The sequence below is a fragment of the uncultured Thiodictyon sp. genome (assembly GCF_903946935.1).
Taxonomy (GTDB): domain Bacteria; phylum Pseudomonadota; class Gammaproteobacteria; order Chromatiales; family Chromatiaceae; genus Thiodictyon.
In genome coordinates, this window is sequence record NZ_CAJAXH010000058.1 from 18,989 (window position 1) to 41,270 (window position 22,282).

21 protein-coding genes and 2 tRNA genes are annotated in these 22,282 nt (G+C 66.0%); 7 read left to right on the forward strand and 16 right to left on the reverse strand.

Annotated features, from left to right (window positions below; all coding sequences use genetic code 11):
- Positions 1–295 precede the first annotated feature (295 nt).
- Positions 296–715 carry a septal ring lytic transglycosylase RlpA family protein gene (locus QZX93_RS05505; RefSeq protein ID WP_295391606.1) on the forward strand — a complete coding sequence of 140 codons (420 nt, stop codon included), beginning with the start codon at positions 296–298 and terminating at the stop codon, positions 713–715.
- Between the two features lie 32 nt (positions 716–747).
- On the opposite strand, the gene queE is transcribed toward QZX93_RS05505, so the two are convergent.
- From queE to queC, 3 genes are read right to left on the reverse strand one after another with little or no spacing between them, the layout of a single operon-like run.
- Complete coding sequence (queE, locus tag QZX93_RS05510; RefSeq protein WP_295391608.1) at positions 748–1,389, reverse strand: 7-carboxy-7-deazaguanine synthase; 642 nt, start codon at positions 1,387–1,389, stop codon at positions 748–750.
- Positions 1,386–2,480, reverse strand: a complete 1,095-nt coding sequence (locus QZX93_RS05515; protein ID WP_295391610.1) for a 6-carboxytetrahydropterin synthase — start codon at positions 2,478–2,480, stop codon at positions 1,386–1,388. Before QZX93_RS05515 ends, queE begins: the two co-directional genes overlap by 4 nt.
- Position 2,481: 1 nt before the next feature.
- Positions 2,482–3,177 (reverse strand): 7-cyano-7-deazaguanine synthase QueC, encoded by a 696-nt coding sequence (gene queC / locus QZX93_RS05520; protein ID WP_295391612.1) that lies wholly within the window; start codon positions 3,175–3,177, stop codon positions 2,482–2,484.
- 278 nt (positions 3,178–3,455) lie between these two features.
- On the opposite strand from queC, the gene QZX93_RS05525 reads away from it, so the two are divergent.
- The gene (locus QZX93_RS05525) at positions 3,456–3,956 is read left to right on the forward strand and encodes a lasso peptide biosynthesis B2 protein (RefSeq protein WP_295391614.1); all 501 of its coding nucleotides are present in this window, start codon (positions 3,456–3,458) and stop codon (positions 3,954–3,956) included.
- Between the two features lie 35 nt (positions 3,957–3,991).
- On the opposite strand, the gene QZX93_RS05530 is transcribed toward QZX93_RS05525, so the two are convergent.
- The 3 genes from QZX93_RS05530 to gpmI form a co-directional block, all read right to left on the reverse strand.
- Positions 3,992–5,059, reverse strand: coding sequence for a 3-deoxy-7-phosphoheptulonate synthase (locus QZX93_RS05530; RefSeq protein WP_295391616.1), 1,068 nt, complete (start codon positions 5,057–5,059; stop codon positions 3,992–3,994).
- Between the two features lie 150 nt (positions 5,060–5,209).
- On the reverse strand, positions 5,210–5,827 hold the full coding sequence (locus QZX93_RS05535) for a 3'-5' exonuclease (RefSeq protein ID WP_295391618.1): 618 nt from the start codon (positions 5,825–5,827) through the stop codon (positions 5,210–5,212).
- 126 nt (positions 5,828–5,953) lie between these two features.
- Entirely contained in the window at positions 5,954–7,501 is a 1,548-nt protein-coding gene (gpmI, locus tag QZX93_RS05540; RefSeq protein WP_295391620.1) for a 2,3-bisphosphoglycerate-independent phosphoglycerate mutase, read from the reverse strand.
- Between the two features lie 451 nt (positions 7,502–7,952).
- Here gpmI and QZX93_RS05545 point away from each other — a divergent pair, with 451 nt between their 5' ends.
- A complete protein-coding gene (locus QZX93_RS05545) occupies positions 7,953–9,215 on the forward strand; it encodes a glucose-1-phosphate adenylyltransferase (RefSeq protein WP_295391622.1) in 1,263 nt (420 codons plus the stop codon).
- An 87-nt stretch (positions 9,216–9,302) separates the two neighbouring features.
- Here QZX93_RS05545 and QZX93_RS05550 read toward each other — a convergent pair whose 3' ends face one another.
- From QZX93_RS05550 to ndk, 10 genes are all read right to left on the reverse strand, one after another.
- Positions 9,303–9,890 (reverse strand): DUF4276 family protein, encoded by a 588-nt coding sequence (locus QZX93_RS05550; RefSeq protein ID WP_295391624.1) that lies wholly within the window; start codon positions 9,888–9,890, stop codon positions 9,303–9,305.
- Positions 9,891–9,942: 52 nt separating this feature from the next.
- A complete protein-coding gene (locus QZX93_RS05555; RefSeq protein WP_295391626.1) occupies positions 9,943–11,199 on the reverse strand; it encodes an AAA family ATPase in 1,257 nt (418 codons plus the stop codon).
- A gap of 12 nt (positions 11,200–11,211) precedes the next feature.
- Positions 11,212–12,630 carry a ribosome biogenesis GTPase Der gene (gene der / locus QZX93_RS05560; RefSeq protein WP_295391627.1) on the reverse strand — a complete coding sequence of 473 codons (1,419 nt, stop codon included), beginning with the start codon at positions 12,628–12,630 and terminating at the stop codon, positions 11,212–11,214.
- Positions 12,631–12,655: 25 nt separating this feature from the next.
- Positions 12,656–14,041 (reverse strand): outer membrane protein assembly factor BamB, encoded by a 1,386-nt coding sequence (bamB, locus tag QZX93_RS05565; protein WP_295391629.1) that lies wholly within the window; start codon positions 14,039–14,041, stop codon positions 12,656–12,658.
- A 14-nt stretch (positions 14,042–14,055) separates the two neighbouring features.
- Complete coding sequence (locus tag QZX93_RS05570; RefSeq protein WP_295391631.1) at positions 14,056–14,685, reverse strand: tetratricopeptide repeat protein; 630 nt, start codon at positions 14,683–14,685, stop codon at positions 14,056–14,058.
- 24 nt (positions 14,686–14,709) lie between these two features.
- Complete coding sequence (hisS, locus tag QZX93_RS05575; RefSeq protein WP_295391633.1) at positions 14,710–16,023, reverse strand: histidine--tRNA ligase; 1,314 nt, start codon at positions 16,021–16,023, stop codon at positions 14,710–14,712.
- On the reverse strand, positions 16,020–16,958 hold the full coding sequence (locus tag QZX93_RS05580; RefSeq protein WP_295391635.1) for a RodZ domain-containing protein: 939 nt from the start codon (positions 16,956–16,958) through the stop codon (positions 16,020–16,022). The genes hisS and QZX93_RS05580 overlap by 4 nt, the downstream gene beginning before the upstream one ends.
- A 10-nt stretch (positions 16,959–16,968) precedes the next feature.
- Positions 16,969–17,742, reverse strand: coding sequence for a type IV pilus biogenesis/stability protein PilW (pilW, locus tag QZX93_RS05585; RefSeq protein WP_295391637.1), 774 nt, complete (start codon positions 17,740–17,742; stop codon positions 16,969–16,971).
- Positions 17,739–18,851, reverse strand: coding sequence for a 23S rRNA (adenine(2503)-C(2))-methyltransferase RlmN (gene rlmN / locus QZX93_RS05590; protein WP_295391639.1), 1,113 nt, complete (start codon positions 18,849–18,851; stop codon positions 17,739–17,741). The genes pilW and rlmN overlap by 4 nt, the downstream gene beginning before the upstream one ends.
- 65 nt (positions 18,852–18,916) lie before the next feature.
- On the reverse strand, positions 18,917–19,345 hold the full coding sequence (gene ndk, locus QZX93_RS05595; protein WP_295391640.1) for a nucleoside-diphosphate kinase: 429 nt from the start codon (positions 19,343–19,345) through the stop codon (positions 18,917–18,919).
- A 266-nt stretch (positions 19,346–19,611) separates the two neighbouring features.
- On the opposite strand from ndk, the gene QZX93_RS05600 reads away from it, so the two are divergent.
- The 4 genes from QZX93_RS05600 to QZX93_RS05615 all read left to right on the forward strand — a co-directional run bounded on the left by QZX93_RS05600 (position 19,612) and on the right by QZX93_RS05615 (position 22,019).
- Positions 19,612–20,565 (forward strand): acetyltransferase, encoded by a 954-nt coding sequence (locus tag QZX93_RS05600; protein WP_295391642.1) that lies wholly within the window; start codon positions 19,612–19,614, stop codon positions 20,563–20,565.
- A 66-nt stretch (positions 20,566–20,631) separates the two neighbouring features.
- A tRNA-Cys gene (locus tag QZX93_RS05605) sits at positions 20,632–20,705 on the forward strand.
- 158 nt (positions 20,706–20,863) lie between these two features.
- Positions 20,864–20,948, forward strand: a tRNA-Leu gene (locus QZX93_RS05610).
- A 663-nt stretch (positions 20,949–21,611) separates the two neighbouring features.
- Positions 21,612–22,019, forward strand: a complete 408-nt coding sequence (locus tag QZX93_RS05615; protein WP_295391644.1) for an H-NS histone family protein — start codon at positions 21,612–21,614, stop codon at positions 22,017–22,019.
- The last annotated feature ends 263 nt before the right edge of the window (positions 22,020–22,282 follow it).

Here is a 22,282-nt window from a genome sequence, read left to right on the forward strand (position 1 = left end):
CGTCGATCATAATTCTGGCCAGCGGCGTGCGTAGTCAGGGCTTCCAGCCCTGACGGTGTCAGGCCAAGATGGCCTGACTACGCACCCGGCGAGCCGTCAGCCCCGTCGATGAGCGGTTGTGCAAAACGAGTCATAGCGTCCGCTGTCCATGTCGACGGCGCGGTTTTCCGCACATTAGGGGTTTTCATCACTAGGGATTTCCCTTAGTATCCGCCCATCCGCAAACGACTAGCCGACTTCCCACCCCCGTTACCCGGGCAGGAGGGGGTAGGGCGGTCCAGATAAACGGTTGGCAATGTTGAAAAAAACCCTGATCATGTCCGCTCTGGCGGCATCCATCCTCGGCGCTGGAGTCGAGGCACACGCAAGTTTCTTTCAGGAACAGTCAGCCGCCTCCCAGGCCGGGAAGGCATCCTACTACGCCGATAGTTTCAACGGGCGGCGCACCGCCAGCGGTGCCCGCTATGACCGTAACGTCCTCAGCGCGGCCCATCGCACACTGCCCCTCGGCACCCAGGTGCGGGTCACCGATGTGGGCTCCGGCGACAGTGTGGTGGTGAAGATCAACGACCGCGGTCCCTTCGTCCGGGGGCGCGTCATCGACCTGTCGCGCGCCGCGGCCTGCGAGATCGGACTCACCCGCAAGGGCGTGGCCGAGGTCCGGCTGGAGGTCCTGAACACGTCCCGGTCCCTTACCCTGGCGGACCTGTTTTGACGACTTGACGGGGTAAGGCGGCCCGGCGGCGGTCACGCAATGCCCAGCAGCTTGTGCGTTTGCAGTCCCAGCCGCCAGCGTGGATGCGCCTGGCAGTAGGCGATGGCCAGCGCGGTGTTGGCCGCCAGCTGCGGGCCGTCCATCGGCTGGAGAAAAAAGTGCCGGAAGGCCAGCCCAGTGAAACGCTCCGGCGGTGCCTCCGATTGCGGATAGACCAGCTTGAGCTCATCGCCGGCCAGGCGCCGCAAGGGTGCCGCCGCCTTCGGGCTGACGCAGACCCAGTCGATGCCGGGCGGGGCCGGCTGGGTGCCGTTGGTCTCAACCGCGATCTCGAAGCCGCGCGCGTGTAGTGCCGCGATGAGCGGTGGGTCCAATTGCAGCAGGGGCTCACCGCCGGTGCAAACCACATAGGGCGTGCCGCCGGGTGCGGCATCCGCCGGCCAGGCGGCCTGGATGCGCTCGGCGAGTGCGACGGCGTCCGGGAAGTGCCCGCCCCCGGGGCCGTCGGTCCCGCGGAAGTCGGTATCGCAGAAGGTGCAGACCGCCGCTGCCCGGTCCTGCTGCCGGCCAGACCACAGGTTGCAGCCCGCAAACCGACAGAACACGGCGGCGCGTCCGGTGCGCGCGCCCTCGCCCTGCAGGGTGTAGAAGACCTCTTTGACGCTGTAGCTCATGCGGGCAGGGCCGGTCCCAGCTCGCCCCAGCACAGGCTCGCCCCGCAGCCGGGGGTCTCGTGCAGGTCGATGCGATCGAGTGCGGGCAGCGCAGTGCCGATCGTCTCGCGCATCCAGTGGGTCAGACTCCCGGGATCGGCGTCGCGCAGGCCCGGCAGGTCGTCGAGCCGATGATGGTCGAGCCGGTCGTAGACGGGCTTGAACAGGGCCTTTACGTCGCCGTAGTCCAGGGTCCACCCGAGCACCTCATCGAGCGGGGCGGTGAGGTGCAGGCGCAGCAGATAGCTGTGTCCGTGCAGGCGCCGCCGCGGGTCGCCCGCCGGGGCCGCGGTGAGGCGCAGGGCGCCCTCGAAGCGCTGCTCCTTCCAGATGCGGTAATGGGCGCCGTCATAATGACAGCCCGCGGTCGCGGTCTCGTAGACACTGACCCAGGAGAGTGCCGGCAGGGTGGGCTTGAGTCGCTGCCAGATCCAGCGTGCCAGCCGTTCGCTGGTGGGATTGTCGAGCTCCGCGATGTCGTTTAAGCAACTGTAGTGCAGCTGCGCCTGGAGCGGTGCCCAGACGGCACCCAGGTCGTCAAAGTCCAGGCCCATGTCCAGGCCCGCCAGGTCCTGATTGGCGTGTAGGATCACCTCGAACCCATGGCCGTGCATGCGCCCGCACTGGTGGCCGGCGGGGACGTGCGGCAGTTGGTGGGCGGCCTCGAAGCGGAAGCGCCGCCACAGGTGGCAGTGGTCCGCGCCGTCCAGGTCTGCGCCCTGGTCGCGGGTGCTCTGGACACCCACGGTCGCGATCCCGGGCACGTTGAGGTGTGCGCGGACCCAGCGGGCGAGATTCTCGTCGGTCGGGACCGGCAGTTGCTCGTTGAGGTCCCGGTAGTCGAGTGCGTCGACACAGGTGCTGAGTGCCGCGGTGAGTGTGCCGGTCTCCCCGCCCGGGAAGGGCGCCCAATCCGCCGGCAGCGCGGCCCGTACCCGGGCGAGGAAGCTGTGCCCATGCAGGCGTCGGGCACGGTGTCCGGCGGGGAGGATGGCGACCCGGCGGGCGGCCTCGAAGGGCGAGGCGGCGACGTGGATGAGCTGTGTATTCATTTCAGGCGTTCCCAAAGCGGGCCGACAGGGGGTCCGCGACGCCGGCCTCGGCGAAGCCCTTGGCCCGCAATTGGCAGGAATCGCACTGGCCGCAGGGGCGGCCGTCCGGCCCCGGGTCATAACAACTGCTGGTGAGCCCATAGTCCACGCCGAGCGCGAGGCCCCGTTGGATGATCTGCGCCTTGGTGAGTGCAATCAGCGGCGTGTGAATCTTGAGGCGCTGGCGGCCCGCGACCCCGGCGGCGGTCGCCAGGTTGGCCATCTGCTCGTAGGCGGCGATGTACTCGGGCCGGCAGTCGGGGTAGCCGGAATAGTCGAGCGCGTTGACCCCGATGAAGAGGTCGCTGGACCCCAGGACCTCCGCCCAGGCGAGCGCGAGGGAAAGGAACACCGTGTTGCGCGCCGGGACATAGGTGATGGGGATGCCCGCGCCCATGGCCGCCGGGTCGCGCCCCTTGGGCACGGCGATGTCCGCGGTGAGCGCCGAGCCGCCGAAGCGGCGCAGATCGATGTCGGCGATGACGTGCTCGGCCACGCCGAGCGCCTGCGCGACCCGCTGGGCGGACTCAAGCTCCACCAGATGGCGCTGGCCGTAGCGGAAGGACAGGGCGTAGGGCGTGAAGCCCTCGGCCTTGGCGATGGCCAGCACGGTGGTGGAGTCCAGGCCGCCACTCAGTAGGATGACTGCGTTTTTCATGGGTTGATGTCAGGGAATGAGGTCGGGTCGGGGAATTGGCGGCGATGGTCAGAACCCGGCGGGACTGGCCTACAAGCTGCCGGGGTGCATGTTGTGCTGGGGCCCAAGGCTTGAGTCTGGGCGGCGTGAGCGACTCGCCGTCAATGTTGAGTCTGTCAATGCGATATCGGTAGTACACTGCGCAAGACCCGGCAGGAGTCACGCGGTTTTGCGCTTGGCATCGGCGTTCTATCCCGCGCAGGCTACCACAGCATCCGATGTCGCCAGCTTCATCTTCTATGACCTATCTGTTCGCACGCCTGCGCCATAAGGCAAGCACCTTTCGGCACCAACCCGTGTTTATCCGGGCTTGGGTGCTGCCGGTGTGGCTCCTCCTTGCCATCGGCAAGACGTTAATATTCATAGTTTCTTTCCGCCGTTTGGCCCCGCATTTGGGGCGCCGGTCGGCGATCGCGCCCTGGGTGCCGCTGCTCACTCCCGCCCAGGAGGGCCGTGCCCGACTCATCGGTTGCGTGGTGCGCCTGACGGCCAAGTACACTCCCTGGGACTCCAACTGCTTCCCCCAGGCCATCGCCGCCCGTGTCCTGCTGGGGCTCTACGGCCTGCCCTATGTCCTGTACTTCGGCATGAGGCGCAACCCCCTTGAGCCGGCCGACATCAAGGCCCATGCCTGGGTCGTGGCCGGGCGGGTGCCCGTCACCGGCGGCAGCAGCTTCGGCCACTTCACCGTGGTCGGTTGCTTCGTCGCCCCACCCCTGGCCGGGGTACTGCGCTCTTGAAACCGCTGCGCGGCTGCTGGGGCAATTGCCGCACGTCAGACCAGGCGCCGGTCTGCCGAGGGGGCCTGTAAGGCGGCATGGGCCTCGCGGATCATCCGCTCGGTGGTCGGCCAGTCGATGCAGCCATCGGTGATGGAACAGCCGTAACGCAGTTGCGCGTGATCGGCCGGGATCGCTTGCTTGCCGGGCTCGATGAAGCTCTCCACCATCATGCCGACGATTGAGCGATTGCCGACCCGGATCTGGTTGACACAGTCGAGCATCACCAGCGGTTGGAGTTCCGGCCGTTTGAAGCTGTTGGCGTGTGAACAGTCGATGACGAGATTGGCCGGCAACCCGGCCTTGGTCAGTGACTCCTCGGCCATGGCCACGCTCACGGTGTCGTAGTTGGGGCGGTCGCCGCCGCGCAGCACCAGGTGGCCGTAACGATTGCCGCGGGTCCGCACGACGCTCGACTTGCCCAGTGCGTTGATGCCCAGAAAGCTGTGCGGCTGGGCGGCCGAGAGGATGGCGTTGATTGCCGCATCGACCGAACCGTCGGTGCCGTTCTTGAACCCCACCGGGGTGGAGAGTCCGGAGGACATCTCCCGGTGGGTCTGGGATTCGGCGGTGCGCGCACCGATCGCCGTCCAGGCGATGAGGTCTCCCAGGTATTGGGGGGCGATCGGGTCGAGCGCCTCGGTCGCGGTGGGGAGCCCCAACTCGGTCACGTCCAAGAGGAACTGTCGCGCCCGCTCCATCCCTTCGGCGATGCAAAAGGTGTCGTTCAGATAGGGGTCGTTGATATAGCCCTTCCACCCGGTGGTGGTGCGGGGCTTTTCGAAATAGACCCGCATCACCAGCAGCAGGCGGTCGGCGACCGTGTCGGCCAGCCCCTTGAGCCGGTGTGCGTAGTCGAGACCGGCCGCCGGGTCATGGATCGAGCAGGGGCCGACGATGACAAAGCGGCGGGGGTCGCGCCGATCCAGGATCGCCTCCAGACTGGTGCGGCCGGACAACACGGTCGCTGCCGCCCGTTCGGAGAGTGGGACGGCGCGATGGACCTCGCGCGGCGAGGGCATCGGGTCGAAGCCGGCGATGTTGAGATTTTCGGTGCGTTGCAAGAGGTGTTACCTAGAGAATAGGAATGTGGCGAGCCGTTTGGTCCGCACTGGGAGCGCCGCACCCCAGTGCGGACCGGCCTATCAGCAAAACGCGACGCCGTGGGCGATTGCGAGATCGCGCCGCACTGGGGTGCGGCGCTCCCAGCGGACTCAGGCGCATTTGGCTGCGAAGCGCGCGACGCATTGCTCCAGCCGGCTCGCTGGCGTCCTCTGTATCTTCGCGAGCAATTGGCAGGACACCGCAGCGAGCCCAAATCGCCGCATCAGTTCCTGCTCCAGATGCAGTGCCAGATGGGCGGTCATCTCGGCGTCGGCCTGGGCGCGGTGATATTTGCCGGTGACGGGCAGCTTGGCAAACTCCACCAGGGTGCCGAGCTTGTGGTTGGGTGCCTGCGGCAGGACGCGCCGGGCCACCAGCATCGAGCAGATAAAGCCTTGCTGGCGGGTGCGCCCGACGCGCGCGAGCTCCGCGTCCCAAAACTTGCTGTCGAACGAGGCGTTATGCGCCACCAGTGGATAGTCGCCGACAAAGTCCGCGACCTCGGCCATGACCTGTCCGGCCGGTGGCGCCTTGCGGATCATGGCGTTGGTGATGCCCGTGAAGCCGGTAATGAATGCGGGGATGGATATCCCCGCATTCATGAGACTCTGATACTGACCGACGATCTGCCCGTCGCGTACGAGGACGGCGGCGATCTCGGTGGCGCGATCGCCGCAATCCGGCGACAGGCCGGTGGTTTCGAAATCGATGACTGCGATGGTTTCCAATGAATTCCTCTCGGATTGTCGCGAACGGGCCGCGGTTGACCTTGATCCTGGGCCGACCCATCCCGCTTGCGGAGAGGGCGTTGGTCCGCGCAGCGGACCCTACGGGTTGCCAGTGGCTAAACGGCGCTAAACTGTCGCCGGCCCCAGCAGCAGTGAATGCCCGGTCATCTGTTTCGGAATGGGTAGGCCCATCAGTTCCAGCACCGTGGGCGCGATGGCATCCAATCCGCCACCGGTGGAGAGTCGCCACGCGGTCTCGTCCGCGACCAGGCAGGGGACCGGGTAGACGGTGTGCTGGGTGTGGGGCTCGCCGCTCGCCGGGTCGATCATCTCGTCGCAGTTGCCGTGGTCGGCGGTGAGGATGATGGAATAACCGTTCTCGCGCGCCGCGTCCATCACCCGCCCGGCCTCACGGTCGAGGGTGCGCACGGCCTCGATCACGGCCTCGCGTATGGCGGTGTGTCCGACCATGTCGCCATTGGCGAAGTTGACTACGATGAAGGGGAAGGCGCCGCCCGCAATGGCGGCGATGGTGGCGTCGGCTACGCCTTGGGCGCTCATCTGCGGCTGCAGGTCATAGGTGGCGACCTTGGGCGAGGGGATCAGTGCGCGCTGCTCCAATGGGAAGGGTTCGCCGCGCCCGCCGTTGAAGAAGAAGGTGACATGGGCGAACTTTTCGGTCTCGGCACAGTGGAACTGGGGGATGCCGGCGGCGTCCAGGACCTGGCCGAGGGTGATGCGCGGGATGTCGTGGTCGAAGGCGAAGGGCAGGCCGTAGGTGTCGTCGTATTCCATGATGCAGGTAACATTTACCCCGGTGATGCCGTGGCGACGGAACGGCTTGAAGTCGGGCTGGAAGAAGGCCTCCACCATCTGGCGCGGGCGGTCCTTGCGGAAGTTGAAATGGATGACCTGGTCGCAGTCCTGGATCAGTTCGGCGCCCTCAATGATGGTGGGGCGGATGAATTCGTCGTCCTCGCCGGCGGCGTAGGCGGCATCGATGGCGGTGCGGGCGTCGGGGGCGTGCCGACCCTCGCCGTCCACCAGGCCGCGCCAGGCGATCTCGGTGCGCTCCCAGCGCTGGTCGCGGTCCATGGCGTAGTAGCGCCCGGTGACGGTGGCGATGCGCCCATTGGCTGCCGCCAGGGCAGCCTCCACCGGGGGCAGGAAACCCTTGGCGGAGCGCGGCGGGGTGTCGCGCCCGTCGGTGAACACATGGACCATGGGGCGTGCGCCCTCGCGTCGGCACAGCTCGATCAGCGCCACGAGCTGGTGTACATGGCTGTGGACGCCCCCGTCCGAGACCAGGCCCATCAGGTGGATCGGCCGACCGGCGGCCGCCGCGGCGCGGGCGGCGGCGGTGAGGGCCGGGTTCTCGAAGAAGCTGCCGTCGGCGATGGCCGCGTCGATCAGGACCAGGTCCTGCTTGACCACGCCGCCTGAGCCCAGGCTCATGTGTCCCACCTCCGAGTTGCCCATCTGCCCATCCGGCAAGCCCACCGCCAGGCCCGAGGCCTGGAGCGCACAGTGCGGAAAGTGCGCAAAATAGTGGTCGAGCCGGGGGGTGTCGGCGATGGCAATGGCGTTGTTGGCCTTGCTCGGATTGAGCCCGAAGCCGTCCAGGATGATCAGGATGACGGGGCGGCGCGGGGCCTGGGTGTGGGTTGTGCTCATGATCTAGCTCTTCTTAAGGGTGGCGCCCGTGGTGTCGGCAGCCGCGGGTGTCTGGGGCAGGGCGGCGCGCTGCGTGGGCAAGGGCGCTAGTTTAGTGGCTGAAGGTGGCCGCGTGCCGCAAAGTTTCTCCCGCCCCCGGCCGACGCGCCGCCATTTGGCACCTGGTTGAGCGGGAGCGCGGGAAACTTGGGCGCTTCTGCCGTACCATGGCGAGCGCTGGCTGGAGCTGAGGCGGGGGAGGGCGACGCCGCGAGGACTGGGAGCGCCGGTGAGTCGGGCGCACAGCAGACGACGCCGATTCAATCGGCGCTCAATCAATCATCGGCCGCCTTCTTACGGGGGGCGGTGGTCTACGGTTGCGGCCCTGGGCACGTCCGGTCCGGGGCGATATCGACCGAGCAGCGGGCGGCAGCGCCGCGCGCGTTCGTATCACGGGTATTGGAGGATAGACATGAAGAAGACTGATCGCATCATCGCCTTTGTCATGGCCGGCGGCCAAGGGTCGCGGCTGCAACCACTAACGGCGGCACGTTCCAAACCCTCGGTGCCCTTCGGTTCCCGCTACCGCATCGTTGATTTCGTGCTCAGTAACCTGGTCAATTCGCAGATCCAGACCATCTATCTGCTGGTTCAATACAAGTCCCAGTCCCTGATCGAACACGTGCGTAAGGCCTGGACCATCTCACCGTTGCTGCAGAATCAATATGTCACCGTGGTGCCGCCGCAGATGCGTACCGGCGAGCACTGGTTTGAGGGCACCGCGGATGCGATCCACCAGAATATCAACCTGATCGAGGAGCATCGCCCGGACCTGGTGGTGGTCTTCGGCGCCGACCATATCTACCGTATGGACATCCGCCAGATGGTCGACTTTCACCGGGAGCGCAACGCGGATGTCAGCATCGCCGCCCTGCCGGTGCCATTGAAAGAGGCGCAGGACTTCGGGGTGATCGTCGCCGAGGAGGACGGGCGCATCCACGCCTTCGAGGAGAAGTCGCCCAATCCCACCGCCATGGTCGCTGACCCCACCCAAGCCTTTGCCTCTATGGGCAACTATGTCTTTAACACCGATGTGTTGCTCAAGGCCCTGCGCGAAACCAAGGAGGCCGGCGAGAGCGATTTCGGCCACCATCTGCTGCCGCGCCTGCTGCGCACGCATCGACTGTTCGCCTATGACTTCGCCACCAACGAGATACCGCGCATCCAGCCCTATGAGGATCAGGTTTATTGGCGGGACCTGGGGACCATCGATGCCTACTTCGCGGCCCATAAGGACGTGCTCGGCCTGGAGCCGGCCTTCGATATGTTCAACCCCGAGTGGCCGATCTATTCCAGCAACTATCAGGGTCCGGTGGCGCGCATCCAGGGTGGGGAGGTCAGGAACAGCCTGCTGGGGGCGGCCACCGTGGTCCATGACGGGGCGCGCATCTCCAACTCGATCATTCGCCGCGAGACGGTGATTGAAGAGGATGTGGTCCTGGAGAACTGCATCGTTATGGACTATGTGCGGGTCTGTCGCGGGGCGCGTCTGCGCAATGTGATCGTGGACCGGCACAATTATATCGAGCCGGGAGATGCGATCGGCTACGACGCGGAGAAAGACGCCCAGCGCTTCACCGTCACCCCCGGCGGTGTCACTGTGATCAAAGCCGGTCCTGTAAGCTATTTTGCGCGGGACGTGCAGGACTCGCGGCGCGGTGGGTACGGGGAGTAAGCGCGCTGGGGGTCGTAGGAGCGGCCCCCCGGCCCGGACGGGTTGCCACAAGGGCCGGGGTCCCGATTGTTAATCAAACCTGTCCGCTTACGGTCCGACCTGTCGGGACCACTCGCTGCACAGCTTGCGGAAGGACCGGCTGCGTTCCCTGGCCTGTTCGAGGCTCATCATTGCTGAGAAGGCCGGTTGATGAGTGACCGGCCGATAGGTTTCGCTCGTCATTCGGGTGCCCATCCATTCCTTAGCGCCGCGGTTGGCGTCAGGGTCGACCACGTCGGCAGGATCGAAGCGGAATCCGCGCTGCCCATGCAAGGATTGCGCAGCGGCCCGAAACCAGGCTTCGTATTCGCGGTTCGCCAGCACCACTGAGACCGACCTGTGGGGCAATACCTGCCGGGCGCGCGCCAGGATCTCCGGGCCGCGGGTCGCCGGGCAGTCGTCGTCTGCGTCCAACAGGATCAGGACCCAGCCGGCCTCTCCGCACTTGGCGGCAGCCAGTTTCAGATGCCGCGAGAATTCGGGCGCCTTATTCAAGAATTGATCCCGTCGAACGCGAATCGGGGTGGCGATCTCCGTATAGAAATCCGGTGTCAGCCACGGGCCAAGCCGTCGCAAGAGTTCCGGGAGTGCGCGGACCTCTCCGTCGCCTTCGACAATGGATGCCACGGTCTGCATGACGGCGGTGCTACCCGGTGCGTTGTTGAAAACGGTTCGACATCGACCAGCATCAAAGGTAAAGGTCCGACATGCCGAAGTCCAAGTCCGGTGGGGGTTGGTCCAAAGGCGAGAGTGCCTCAAATAATTCGGCGGAGCGGAGCGGTTGGCCTGGGGCCGCCACCCGCTCGGGGCCAAGCTGATTGAGCCGCAGGAGTTCGCCCGCGGTGAACAGGTGTTCTTCGAGCATCTGCCGTGACGCTGCGTCGACCCGGGCAATCCGGGATTCGCCGCCTTCAGACACGACCGCGAGCAGCGCGGCGGGCATTAGCGCTGAGTCGTCGAGTAGGTCCGGGCTATGGCTGGTGACCAGCACCTGCGTCTGCTCGGAGGCCTGTTGCAGTGCCTCCCGCAAGGCAGCAAAAGCGGCCGGGTGGAGAGCGGTTTCGGGCTCCTCGATCCCAACTAGCCTGACTGAGCTATCACTGACGCCCTGAAACATGGCAACGAGTGTACCCAAGACCCGCAGGGTACCGTCCGACATACCCTGGGCCGGAAAGCGCCAGGGATATTCCGCGCCCGCTACGTCCTGGCGAAACTCCAGCGTCTCCATCGGACCGAGCGACTTGTGCTCTACGCCTTGCACCATGGGAGCCACCGCGTGCAGATATTCGCTGACCAGTGAGAGTGCCTCCGGGGCCGCGCGTGCAAGGTGTCGGACCACGCTGGCGATATTCTCCCCGGAGGGCTTGAGCAGCCGGCCTTCCTGCGGCTTCTGCAACTCCCGCATGAGCTTCGGGTCAAGGTTGTAGAAACCCATGGCCGTCAGTGCATCAAAGACGGGCCGGAAGGCGGGGAGCCCGGACGCGGCGACGAGACCGAGCCGATCCGATGTGACCGCGGGAAAGGACTCCTCGCTAGTTGCCACCAGCTTGCCGCGCTGAAGCTTGAACCCGAGGCCTCTGCCCTCCCAGCCGATCGCGCACTGCTCGTCTTGGACCTCATAACCGCCGCCTTTGAGTGCGCCGACCATAAAGGCATAGAAGCCCGGGCGCTCGTCCGGTAGTCGGAATCCCAGCCGAATTCCGAAATTGGTCGGACGCCCGCTCGATCTGCGCCGCACCTCACTGAGCCCGCCCCGTTGATTCAGTGCATGATCCAGCGAGCCGTTCAAGGCGTCGGCGACCAGATGCAGCGCATCGAGAAAATTGCTCTTGCCGGACCCGTTCGGCCCGAGCAGATAGGTCAATGGACCGAGTCGCACGTCGCAGGCCGCGATGCTCTTGTAATTGCGCAGCACGACCCGCGTGAGGAAGACGGGCGATGGCATATCCGGCCCCCGCTATTTGCGCCTGACATACGCCTTGAGCCGCGCGCGGTGCTTGATCTGGCGCTCGGTCAGGTTGTTTTTCAGGCCCTTGTAGGGGTTGGTGCCGCTCTTGAACTCGATGCGCAGCGGCGTGCCGAACAGGGCCAGTTCCTTGCGGAAGCGGTTGATGAGATAGCGCCGGTAGGTGTCGGGCACGTTCTCGGTCTGGTTGCCGTGGATGATGATGAGCGGCGGGTTGCGCCCGCCCTGGTGGGCATAGCGCAGCTTGATGCGCCGGCCGTGGACCAGGGGCGGCTGGTGCTCCTGTACCGCGGACTCCAGCAGGCGCGTCATCTCGGGGGTGGAGATGTCGCGCATGGCGTTGGCGTAGGCCTTGTCGACCTCGTCCAACAGCAGCCCCACGCCGCTGCCGTGCAGGGCGGAGATGCGATGCTGGGCGGCGAAGTCCAGAAAGCCCAGCTTGCGCTCAATCTGTGTGTGTACCTGGGTGCGGGCTTCGGTGTCCAGACCGTCCCATTTGTTGATGGCGACCACCAGGGCGCGCCCGCTGTCGACGATGTGGCCGGCCAGGTTGGCATCCTGTTCGCCGACACCCTCATGGGCATCCAGCACCATAATGATGACGTTGCACGCCTCGATGGCCTGGAGCGTCTTGATGATGCTGAACTTCTCGATCACCTCAGTCACCTTGCCACGGCGCCGTACCCCGGCGGTATCGATCAGCGTATAGCGGCGTCCGTGGTATTCGACCGGGATGAAGATACTGTCGCGGGTGGTGCCGGGCAGGTCGCAGGTCACCAGGCGTTCCTCGCCCAAGAGTCGGTTGATCAGGGTGGACTTGCCGGCGTTGGGTCGGCCGACCACGGCGACCTTGATGCCCTCGTCGGCGCCGGTGGGCTCCACGACGGCATCGGGGTCTGGCGCGATCTGCGCGGCGCGGAATTCCAATTCATCCAGCAGCGCTTCCATGAGGGTCTTCACCCCGCGCCCCTGACTGGCGGAGATGGGGATTGGATCGCCGAGTCCGAGCGCATGGAACTCGGCGGCGACCAGTTCGCGCTCCGCGTGGTCGGCCTTGTTGACGACCAGACTCAACGGTTTGCCGAGCCGGCGCAGGCGTTCAGCGATCTCATGGTCGCCGGCGGTGAGTCCGTCCTTGGCATCGACCAGGAAGATGATCTGGTCGGCCTCTGCAATGGCGGCTTGGACCTGACGCTGCATCAGGGCCGCGACCCCGTCTACGTCGAAGCTGATGCCGCCGGTGTCCACCACGACATAGGGGCGGGGGCCGACACGGCCTACGCCGTATTGGCGGTCGCGAGTGAGTCCGGGGAAGTTGGCAACCAGGGCGTCCCGCGTCTGTGTGAGACGGTTGAACAGGGTGGATTTGCCGACATTCGGACGGCCCACCAGGGTGATGACGGGCAGCATGTCGGAGGTGCCTCTCTAAAGTGTGTTACGGGCGGGGTTGGGTGGGCGTCGCCGGCGGCGTTGCCGTAGGGCTGTCCGGGGTCGCCGTCTGAGGGGTCGTCACCGGGACGGTTGGTGCGGCCCTGGGGGTTGGCAGCGGTTGGTCGACCAGGTCCAGGTTCCCGGCCGCCGCGGCTTGCGCGCTGCCGCCCCGGGCGGCCCCGCCCGGCGCCGTACCGGTGGTCAACGCGGCCAGGGTACCGTCGGTCGCGTAGACATAGAGCCGGCCGCCAGCCAGGATTGGGCGCGTGGTGATGGCGTGCTTGGCGATCCGGGTGCGGCCGACCAGGCGCCCGTCAGTCTGGGCGATCAGGTGTAGCCAGCCCTCCAGGTCGCCGACCGCGATGAGGTTGCCGGTGAGGGTTGGGGCGGTGAGTTGACGGTAGCGCAGCCGCTCTTGCTTCCAGCGTGCGGCACCGCTGACCGGGTCCGCCCCCCACACCAGGTCTTGCGAATCGGTGATAAAGAGGCTGGTTTCGGTGGCGGCGAGCCCGGCGTGTGACGACAGCTTCCGGCGCCATTGAACGGTGCCGCCCTCCAGGTCGACCGCCGCCAGATCGCCGTTGTAGGTGCCGACCAGGACCACCCGGCCGACCACGACCGGGTCGGCGTCGATGTCGGCGATCCGGGCCAATTCAGAGCGCCCGCTGGGGGCCGTGATAATGACCTCCCAGAGCGGTGCGCCGTCGGTGGTGTCGAGCTTGACCAGCTTGCCGCCGGCGAGCCCCACAATGACCCCATTGGGGACGATCACCGGGGTGCTGCTGCCGCGCAGCGTCAGGATCGGTGCCGGGTAAGTGGCCCGCCACAGTTCCGTGCCCTTGGCCTCGTCGAGCCCGAAGATGGTGTCATCCAGGGTATGGACGATGACCTTCCCGTCGCCGGTGCTCCGCGGTACCGCGAGGACTTCTCCGCTGACCTGGGCGCGCCACTGTTCCTTGCCGTCGGCGGTGGATAAGGCGATCACCAGGCCGTTGTTGGTCGCCAGGATCAGGTGATCGCCGGTCAACTCCGGGCCGGCGCTGAGCGGCAGCTTGGTGTTCTGTTCCCACAGGACGCGCCCGGTGTTCGCATTCGCGGCGACCACCTTGCCGCGAGCGTCGGCGACATAGACACGACCGCCGCCAATGGCCGGGACCAAGGCGAGGCGCCGGTCTTCGCTGCCCTTGGTGAGGGTGGTCGACCAGAGGGTGGTGGCGGTCACCTCGGGGACGATGTTCGCCAGCGCGGTCGGGGGGGTCGGGTCTTTTTCTCCACCGAACCAGGGGATATAGCTGCACCCGGCCAGGTTGGCGGCGAGCAGGATCGCCGCTGCGGCTTGCGCGGGGCGGCGGCCCGGCCGGGGCTTGTGAGGAAGGTGCCGAGTGAACATGGTGTGGGTCGGCCTCAACCGGCGGCGGGCAAATTATCGAGCTTGAGTCGGATCAATTGGGGTAGCCCGGTCCCGGCGGCGATGGCCTTCTCATAGGCGGCGCGGGCGGCCGCCGTGTCCCCGCGGGCGGCGGCCAGATCGCCGCGCACGGCGGCGAAGTCGCCAGCGAAGGCCGAACTCTTATCATAGGCCGCCAGGGTGGCCGCGGCGGCGTCCAGTTGTCCCTCGGCGAGTTGGATGCGCGCGAGCCGCAGGGCCGCCAAGCGCTGCAGGGCCGGGTCCGGGGCCTTGTCCACGACCTGCTGGAGGGCGGCGATGGCAGCGGCGGCATCGCCAGTCTCGTAGAGGACCTTGGCGGCGACCAATTCACCCAAGGCCGGGTAGGCGGTGCTGGCGTATCCCTGACTCAAGAGCTGCGCCTGCTGGGCGGTGGATTGCGCCGCGTCGGCGGTGGCACTGTCCAGCAGTTGCTCAAAGGCGGCGGAGGCCTGGCCGCTGACGCCGTTGCGGTAGTCGGTCCAGGTGCGCCAGCCGAATACGACGCCCAGCCCGAGCGCCACCCCGGCCACCACGGACATGCCGTTTTCCTTCCACCACTTCTTGATGGCCTCGACCTTCTCGTCGTCGGTTTCGTATTCGCTCACACTGTTAATCCTGTCTATTTATTCTCAAGAAGCGTCCTGTCTTGCGGCCAGTAAGTCCGCGGTTTCGGGGAGACTCAGTTCCCGTTGCTCGGCCTCCTCACGTAGCGACTTCACCCCGATCACGCCGCGTTCCAGTTCGCTGTCGCCGATCACGAGGGCATAGCGTGCCCCGCTCTTGTCGGCGCGCTTGAACTGGCTCTTGAAGCTGCCGCCGCCGCAGTGGGTCATGAGCCGCACGCCGGGGGCGGCATCGCGCAGACGCTCGGCCAGCAGCGGCGCCTCGCGCTGGGCCCACTCACCCACCGCGACGAAATAGGCGTCAAGCGGCGGGGTCGCGCGCCCGCCGGTGAGTTCCATGAGCTCCACCAAGCGCTCGATGCCTAACGCGAAGCCGACGGCCGTCGTGTCGCACCCGCCCAATTGGGCGACCAGCCCGTCATAACGGCCGCCGGCACAGACGGTGCCTTGGGCGCCTAGGTCGTCGGTGATCCATTCAAAGACGGTGCGGTTATAATAGTCCAGCCCGCGCACCAGGCGCGGGTTGACGCAATAGGGGACGGCGGCGGCGTCGAGTCCGGCACGGATGGCCGCGAAGTGCTCCCGGGTCTGCGCCCCCAGATGATCCATGAGGGTCGGGGCCGCGGCGACGATCGCCTGGGTCTCCGGGCTTTTGGAGTCGAGTACCCGCAAGGGGTTGGTGGCGAGCCGCCGTTGGCTGTCCGCATCCAACCGGTCCCGGTACCCATCCAGATAGCATACCAGTTCTTCACGGTAGGCCGCTCGCTCGGCGGCATCGCCCAGGCTGTTGATCTCCAGGCGCAGGCCCGTGAGCCCCAGGGCGCGCCACAGTCGGGCCGTGAGCAGGATGACCTCCAGGTCGATGTCCGGGCCGGCCAAGCCGAAGACTTCGACCCCGATCTGGTGAAACTGCCGGTAGCGTCCGCGCTGGGGGCGCTCGTGGCGGAACATGGGGCCGCGATACCACAGACGCTGGGACTGGTTCAGCAGGCCATTTTCAATGACGGCCCGCACGCAACTGGCGGTGCCCTCGGGGCGGAGGCTCAATGAATCGCCATTGCGGTCGGCGAAACTATACATCTCCTTCTCGACGATGTCCGTGACCTCGCCGATGGAGCGCTTGAAGAGCTCAGTGACCTCGACGATCGGGGTGCGGATCTCGGCATAGCCATAGCCCTCGAGCACCTGCCGGGCGGTGTCCTCGAGACGCTGCCAGGTGCCGACCTGCGCGGGCAGCAGGTCATGCATCCCGCGAATCGCCTGGAGGTTGCGGCCCCCGCCGGGGGCGGTGGCGGTGGCGGGGGAGGGGGGCACGGTCATTCGGGGCTGCTCGGGTCGAACTTAAAGCGCTTGCGGTTTCCCGGGATGTGCTTGCCGAGGTTGGTCGGGCGGCCGCCGACAGTGACCTGGATCGCTCCGGGATTGCCGACGATCAGCGAATAGGGCGGATTACCACTCAACACCCGGGTATCGCCCTTGCTCATCTGGCCATTCAGGATGGCGGTGCCCGCGGCGTCACGGACGTTGATCCAAGTGGAGGCGGAGAAGGTCAAGGCCACTTCCGTCGGGTTGACCGCCGCGGCAGGGGTGGCGTCCGCAGCGACGCCGGTGGCTGGTGCGGGGGCTGGCAGCACCTCGGCGAGGGGCGCCGGGGGCGGGCTGAGGCCCGCGGGGTTATCGCCGCCGGTTGGCGTCGGCAATGCCAGCGTGGGGCTGGCCGAAACGGCCTCCTGGGAAGCCGGTTCAGTGGGTCGGTTCAGCGGTGGGAGGCCGGTCGGCGTGCTCATCGCGAGGCCCGCCGCTTCGCCGGCGGGCGCTGACACCAGCAGGTCGCTGCGGCTTTGCCACCACAGCACGAGCATGGCGACCACCCCGACCAACAGCGCGATGCTGATCAAACGCACCAGGAAATGGCCGCTGCCGATTTCCTGTCGGGGCAGCGCACTGATAGGTAGGCCGGTTGGCTCCGCCGCCGGATGGGCGGCCCGATAGGTGGCGATCAGCGGCTCGGGATCAAGGCCCACCAGGCGCGCGTAATTGCGCAGGTAGCCCGCGACGAATACGGGCCCCGGCAGGTCCTGATAGCGGTCCTGCTCCAGCGCCTCTACTGCCGATACCCGCAGATGGAGTTGGGCGGCGATGCGCTCGACCTCAATGCCACGGGACTGGCGTTGCACCCGTAGACGGCGGCCGGGGTTCTCGGAGAACTCGACGACCTTGGGGTCGTCCGGGCTGATGGCTTGAGTTGGATTCATTGCAAGGGGCTCATTTAAGGTCCCGAAGTTCGGGTGCATCCGGAAATTTTTGGCGCAAGATCTGCTCATAGGTCACGGCGGCCTTGGTGTTGCCCAGCTTGCGCTCAGTCCGGGCGGCCAGCAGCAGGGCCCGGGGCTCGGCTGCGTTGACCTGGAAAAAGCTATCCAGGGCGCTCTTGGCTGCCTTGGCGTTGCCGCGCGCGAGTTCGATCTTCGCCATCTCTACGAGGGCCGGTCCGAAGCGGGGATTGGCCGCCAGGGCGCGGCGGTAGTCGGCTTCCGCCTGACTGCTATTACCGGCATTCGCGGCGCAGATGCCGGCGTTGGTCAGTGCGAACCAAGGCGTGGCATAGAGCGGGTTCTCGACCGCCTTGGCGAACTGGGCCTGGGCCTCGGTCGCGCGGTGCTGGGAGCAGAAAAAATTGCCGTAGGCATTCAATATATCGGGGTTCTGGGGGGCGAGTGTCAGCGCTTGTTTGAAGTTTGCCTCGGCCAGTACTGGTTGACCGGTACGCTGGTAAATGAGGGCAAGCATGTAGTAGCCACGGGGGTTTTGTTTGTCCGTGGCGATGGCCTTGTTGGCCTGTTGCTGCGCGACGTCGAGTTGCCCGAGTTTGTAATATTCCCCGGCCATGGCGGCATAGATATCTGCCGGACTGCTCTGCTCGCCCAGGGCAACCGAGTTTTGCGCCTCCGTGCGGGGGGCCGGATGGCTACAGGCGGCCAGCGCTAGACAGGCCGCGCCGCAGGCCGCGGCCCGGCTGTATATGAAGGTTCGATTCATGGCGCGTGGCACCGGGTCGCGGGGCCCGCAGGGGGCCGGATGCCAGCGATGGCGACACCGCGTTGGGTGCGGTCGTCCACCCGGCCAACCAATTGCCCGCAGGCGGCGGCGATCTCGTCGCCGCGGGTCTTGCGGGTGAAGACCAGCAGGCCAGAGCGCATCAGACGCTCACGGAAGGTCGCCAGGCGCTCCGGCGGTGTGGTGGCAAAGCCGCTGCCGGGAAAGGAATTGAAAGGGATCAGGTTGAGCTTGGATGGGGTCCCCTCCAGCAACCGGATCAATTGCTTGGCGTGCTGGATACTGTCGTTGATGCCGTCCAGCATGACATATTCCCAGGTGATCTTGCGCCGCTGGTCCGCGGCGAGGTAGGCGCGACAGGCGGGCAGCAGTTCTTCCAGCGGATATTTGCGATTGATCGGCACCAGTTGGTCGCGCAGCGGGTTGTTGGGCGCGTGCAGCGACACCGCCAGTGAGACGTCGCAGACCTCACGCAACCGATAGATATTGGGCACGATACCGGAGGTACTCAGGGTGACCCGATATTTGGACAGATTGTAGGCCAGGTCGTCTTGCATGATGGCCATCGCCGTGACCACCGCCTCGAAATTCGCGAGCGGTTCACCCATGCCCATCATGACCACGTTGCTCGGCGCGGCCCCACGTTGCCGGGCGGCGTGCCAGACTTGGCCGATGATCTCGCCCACTTGCAGGTTGCGATTGAAGCCTTGGCGGGCCGTGGCGCAGAAGGCGCAGTTCAATGCACACCCCACCTGGGAGGAGACGCACAACGTGCTGCGTCCGTCCTCAGGGATGTAGACCGTCTCCACCCGTTGACCGTCCGCGAGTTCCATCACCCATTTGATGGTGCCGTCGGCGGACGGCTGGGTGTGGATAATGCGTGGTAAACGCAGGGTCACGGTCTCTTGCAGGGCCGTGCGCAGGCCCTTCGGGCAGTCTGTCATGCACGCGTAGTCGAGGATACCGTGTTTATGGATCCACTTGAACAGATTGCGTCCGTGGAAGGCCTTGAAGCCGAGCGCCGTCACCAGGGCCTCGCACGCGGCGAGGTCCAGGTCCAGCAGGTTCGGCTTGAGGGCCGGGGTTGCCATGGGGTCATTCAGCAAGTGGTTTATCCAATCATGGGTTAGCGGCCCGGGTGGCGGCGTTGTGGGGATCAGCGCGTGCGCGCGCAGACGCCCTCGGGGAAGAAGAATGCGATCTCTTGCGCCGCGGTGTCCGGGGCGTCGGAGCCATGGACTGCATTTTCTGTAAAGGAGTCGGCGAAGTCTGCGCGGATCGTGCCGGGGGCGGCATTGGCCGGGTTGGTGGCGCCCATGATCTCGCGGTTCTTGGCGACCGCATCCTCGCCTTCCAGGGCCAGGGCCATGACTGGCCCGGAGGTCATGAATCCCACCAGTTCATCGAAGAACGGTTTGCCTTGGTGTACCCCATAGAAGGCGCTGGCCTGCGCATGGCTCAAATGCAGCATGCGGGCGGCGACGATCCGCAGGCCAGCGGACTCGAAACGGCTCAGGATGGCGCCGATGGCGTCCTTGGCGACTGCATTCGGCTTGATAATGGAGAGGGTACGTTCGACGGGCATGAGGGCTCCAGAGATTAGAAGTTGTTCGCGGGGCTTCCGCTGGGATATATGGGGTGTGTCCAGGGCGACGGGCGGTCGCCCGGCACTGCGTGGAGTTGCGAACCGGCACCAGGCAAGGCCCCCAGTCTACCGGCTATGTGGGGTGAGCGGCAATGCCGGGTGTCTCTGGCTGGCGCTGGGAGGCCGGCGCTGCCTGGTGGTGGGGTGCCCGGCGGGCGCGTCTAAGTCTGCCAGGTCAACGAAAAACTTAAAAAACAAGGTATGTCATGACCTGCTTCGATGTTTTCAACGGTGATGCGGATGGCCTCTGCGCGTTGCAGCAACTGCGGCTCGCCGAACCCCTGGACAGCACCCTGGTGACCGGGGTTAAGCGCGACATCGCTCTGTTGGAACGGGTCCCGGCCAGTGCCGGGGACCAGGTCAGCGTGCTCGATATCGCGCTGGACAAGAACCGCGCGGCCCTCGTCCGGGTGTTGGCCGCGGGCGCCCAGGTGCGCTATTTCGACCACCATTACCCCGGTGAGATCCCCAGTCACCCCAGATTTGCGTGTCACATCGAAACCAGTCCGGACAAGGGTACGAGCCTGCTGGTCGATGAGTTCGTCGGCGGGCGCTTTCGTGCTTGGGCGGTGGTCGGCACCTTCGGCGATAATTTCGACGCCGCCGCCCGGCGCGCCGCCGTCGTGCTCGGCCTTGCCGCCCCCGCGTTGGAGCGCCTGCGGGACCTGGGCATCTGTCTCAATTACAATGGCTACGGTGCCTCGGTGGCCGATTTGCATTGTGCCCCGGATGAGCTGTATCGGCGCCTGCGGCCCTACGCCGACCCGCTGGTCTTCATGCGCGAGGACTCAACCTTTCAGGTCCTGAGTGACGGCTACGCGCATGACATGGCGCAGGCGCGGGCTACCGTGCCGGCGCTCGCCGCTGAACGCCACTGCCTGCACCTCCTGCCCGCCGAGCCCTGGGCGCGGCGCGTCGGCGGCGTGTTTGCCAACGCGTTGGCACAGCAGGCGCCCGGGTGTGCCCATGCCCTGCTGACGCAGCTTCCGGGCGGCGGCTTTGTGGTGAGCGTGCGGGCGCCGCTGAACCGTCCTGAAGGGGCCGATCACCTGTGCCGCCAATTCGCGAACGGGGGCGGACGCAAGGCTGCGGCGGGAATCAATCACCTGCCCGACGCCGACTATGACCGCTTCGCGGCGGCGTTCCTCGCCGCGTTTTGAGTGGCGTCCCGCGGCTGCATCGGCATGGTGACAAAGCCGCGGGTACCTACTATAATGCCGCGCTTCGGCTGAGTGGCAGAGTGGTCATGCAGCGGCCTGCAAAGCCGTGCACCCCGGTTCGATTCCGGGCTCAGCCTCCAAACTCCCATCGCCGTGATCGGTCGCATGCTTCCCTTAGCGAGTCTAGCACCGCGCGTTCGGCTTGGTCTGCTCGCCGGAGTCCTTCCCAGAAATAAGCCTAAACAATGCCCTTTGGCAGCGCCCCAAGCGCTTCGCTGATGGCGTGCAAAGTATCCCCGCCCGGGTGGCGAAATCGGTAGACGCAAGGGACTTAAAATCCCTCGCCGTGAGGCATGCGGGTTCGAGTCCCGCCCCGGGCACCAATCGCCGGTTCCGGCGTCCGCCGGTGGCCTTGTTTGTTCCGCCGGGCGTTTTGGCGCTTCACGGCGGCTGGCTACCTTTAGCGCTATTGGTTGTCTGCCTCTCTCCTCCAATCGAGCGGTTGGCCGCGTGGTCGGTTCCCGCTCACCCTTAGTCTCCCCCGTCCTTGGTTGGCGGTCCTGACTGGTCTGCTGTCCGGCGCTATTGAACCTCCAGAAGTGGCATGGTCCTGTCGCTGGTCGGTGGTCGGTCGGCGTTGCTGTCGGCGGGCCCCTGCCGTTTCCAGTCGCGACCGGTACGGGCGATGAATCCGATGGGTTGGGGTGTCGGGGCTGCGACTGCGGCGACCCGATGGCTCGCGTGCGCCTTATCCTGGTCGCCGGTCGCTGCCGGAATGACCGCGTCCCCCGCTCCGCCTGCGATTGAATGGTCGGCACTGGCCGCGATGGCCGCGGCTGGCGCGGCGGATGCGTCGGCGGGTGACGCCAGTGGGCGTGCGTGGCGCCCGGCGCCCCCCGGCCGTTTGACAAGCGGTCACTATTTTTCTCTTGTTCACTTGACTTTCATTGCGAAACGAATACATTAGTAAGCACGCGCTCGTCAGGATTCGCGCGGTGATACGTAGACAGTTTCTAACCAACCATTTTCAGATCGGAGGTACCCACGTGGAGTACGCGAACCTAAGCCTTGATGAGATCCGGCAGCACCTCGAGACAATCGAGCAGAACAAGTCCGAATTGCAGCGGGCCTTATCGACCCGTCGGCAGGAGGCCAAGCAGGGGGTGGTTCAGCAAATCAGAGATCTGATCACCCAAAACGGGTATGAGGTCGACGAGATCGTCCCCTTGATCCAGGCCCGGCGTCGTCGCGGTCCTGCTGCCGCGCCCCGTGCCACCCCCAGCGGGCGTGACTACACCCGTTATGTCGATCCGGAAAACGCGCAGAATATCTATGTGCGCGGCGTCCTGCCGGGGTGGATGAAGCAGAAGATGCAGGAGCAGGGTTACGATGCCTCCAAGAAGGCGGATCGTGAGGCATTCAAGGCCAATTATCTCCAGGTCCTTGCTGCCTAGTTCCAGCGCCTGATGTGCAAGCCGGACCCGTGTGTCGGGTCCGGTGCGCACTGGTCGCGAGGCTGGTCGCTGCCAGGTGTTAGTGCCGTCGCACGACGCCGCACCGGCTTCCCGGAGTGCGTTTCTCGTCCCTTTTGTCCGCTCCGACGGCGCGCCCTCGGGTCCGCCTTGATCGTTCAAGTCACTGAAAATAAATCTGTACGAGCGTCGGGGCTAGCAGTTGCTCAGGCGTTTTCCCCGTGGCATCCACAACTTCAACAAAT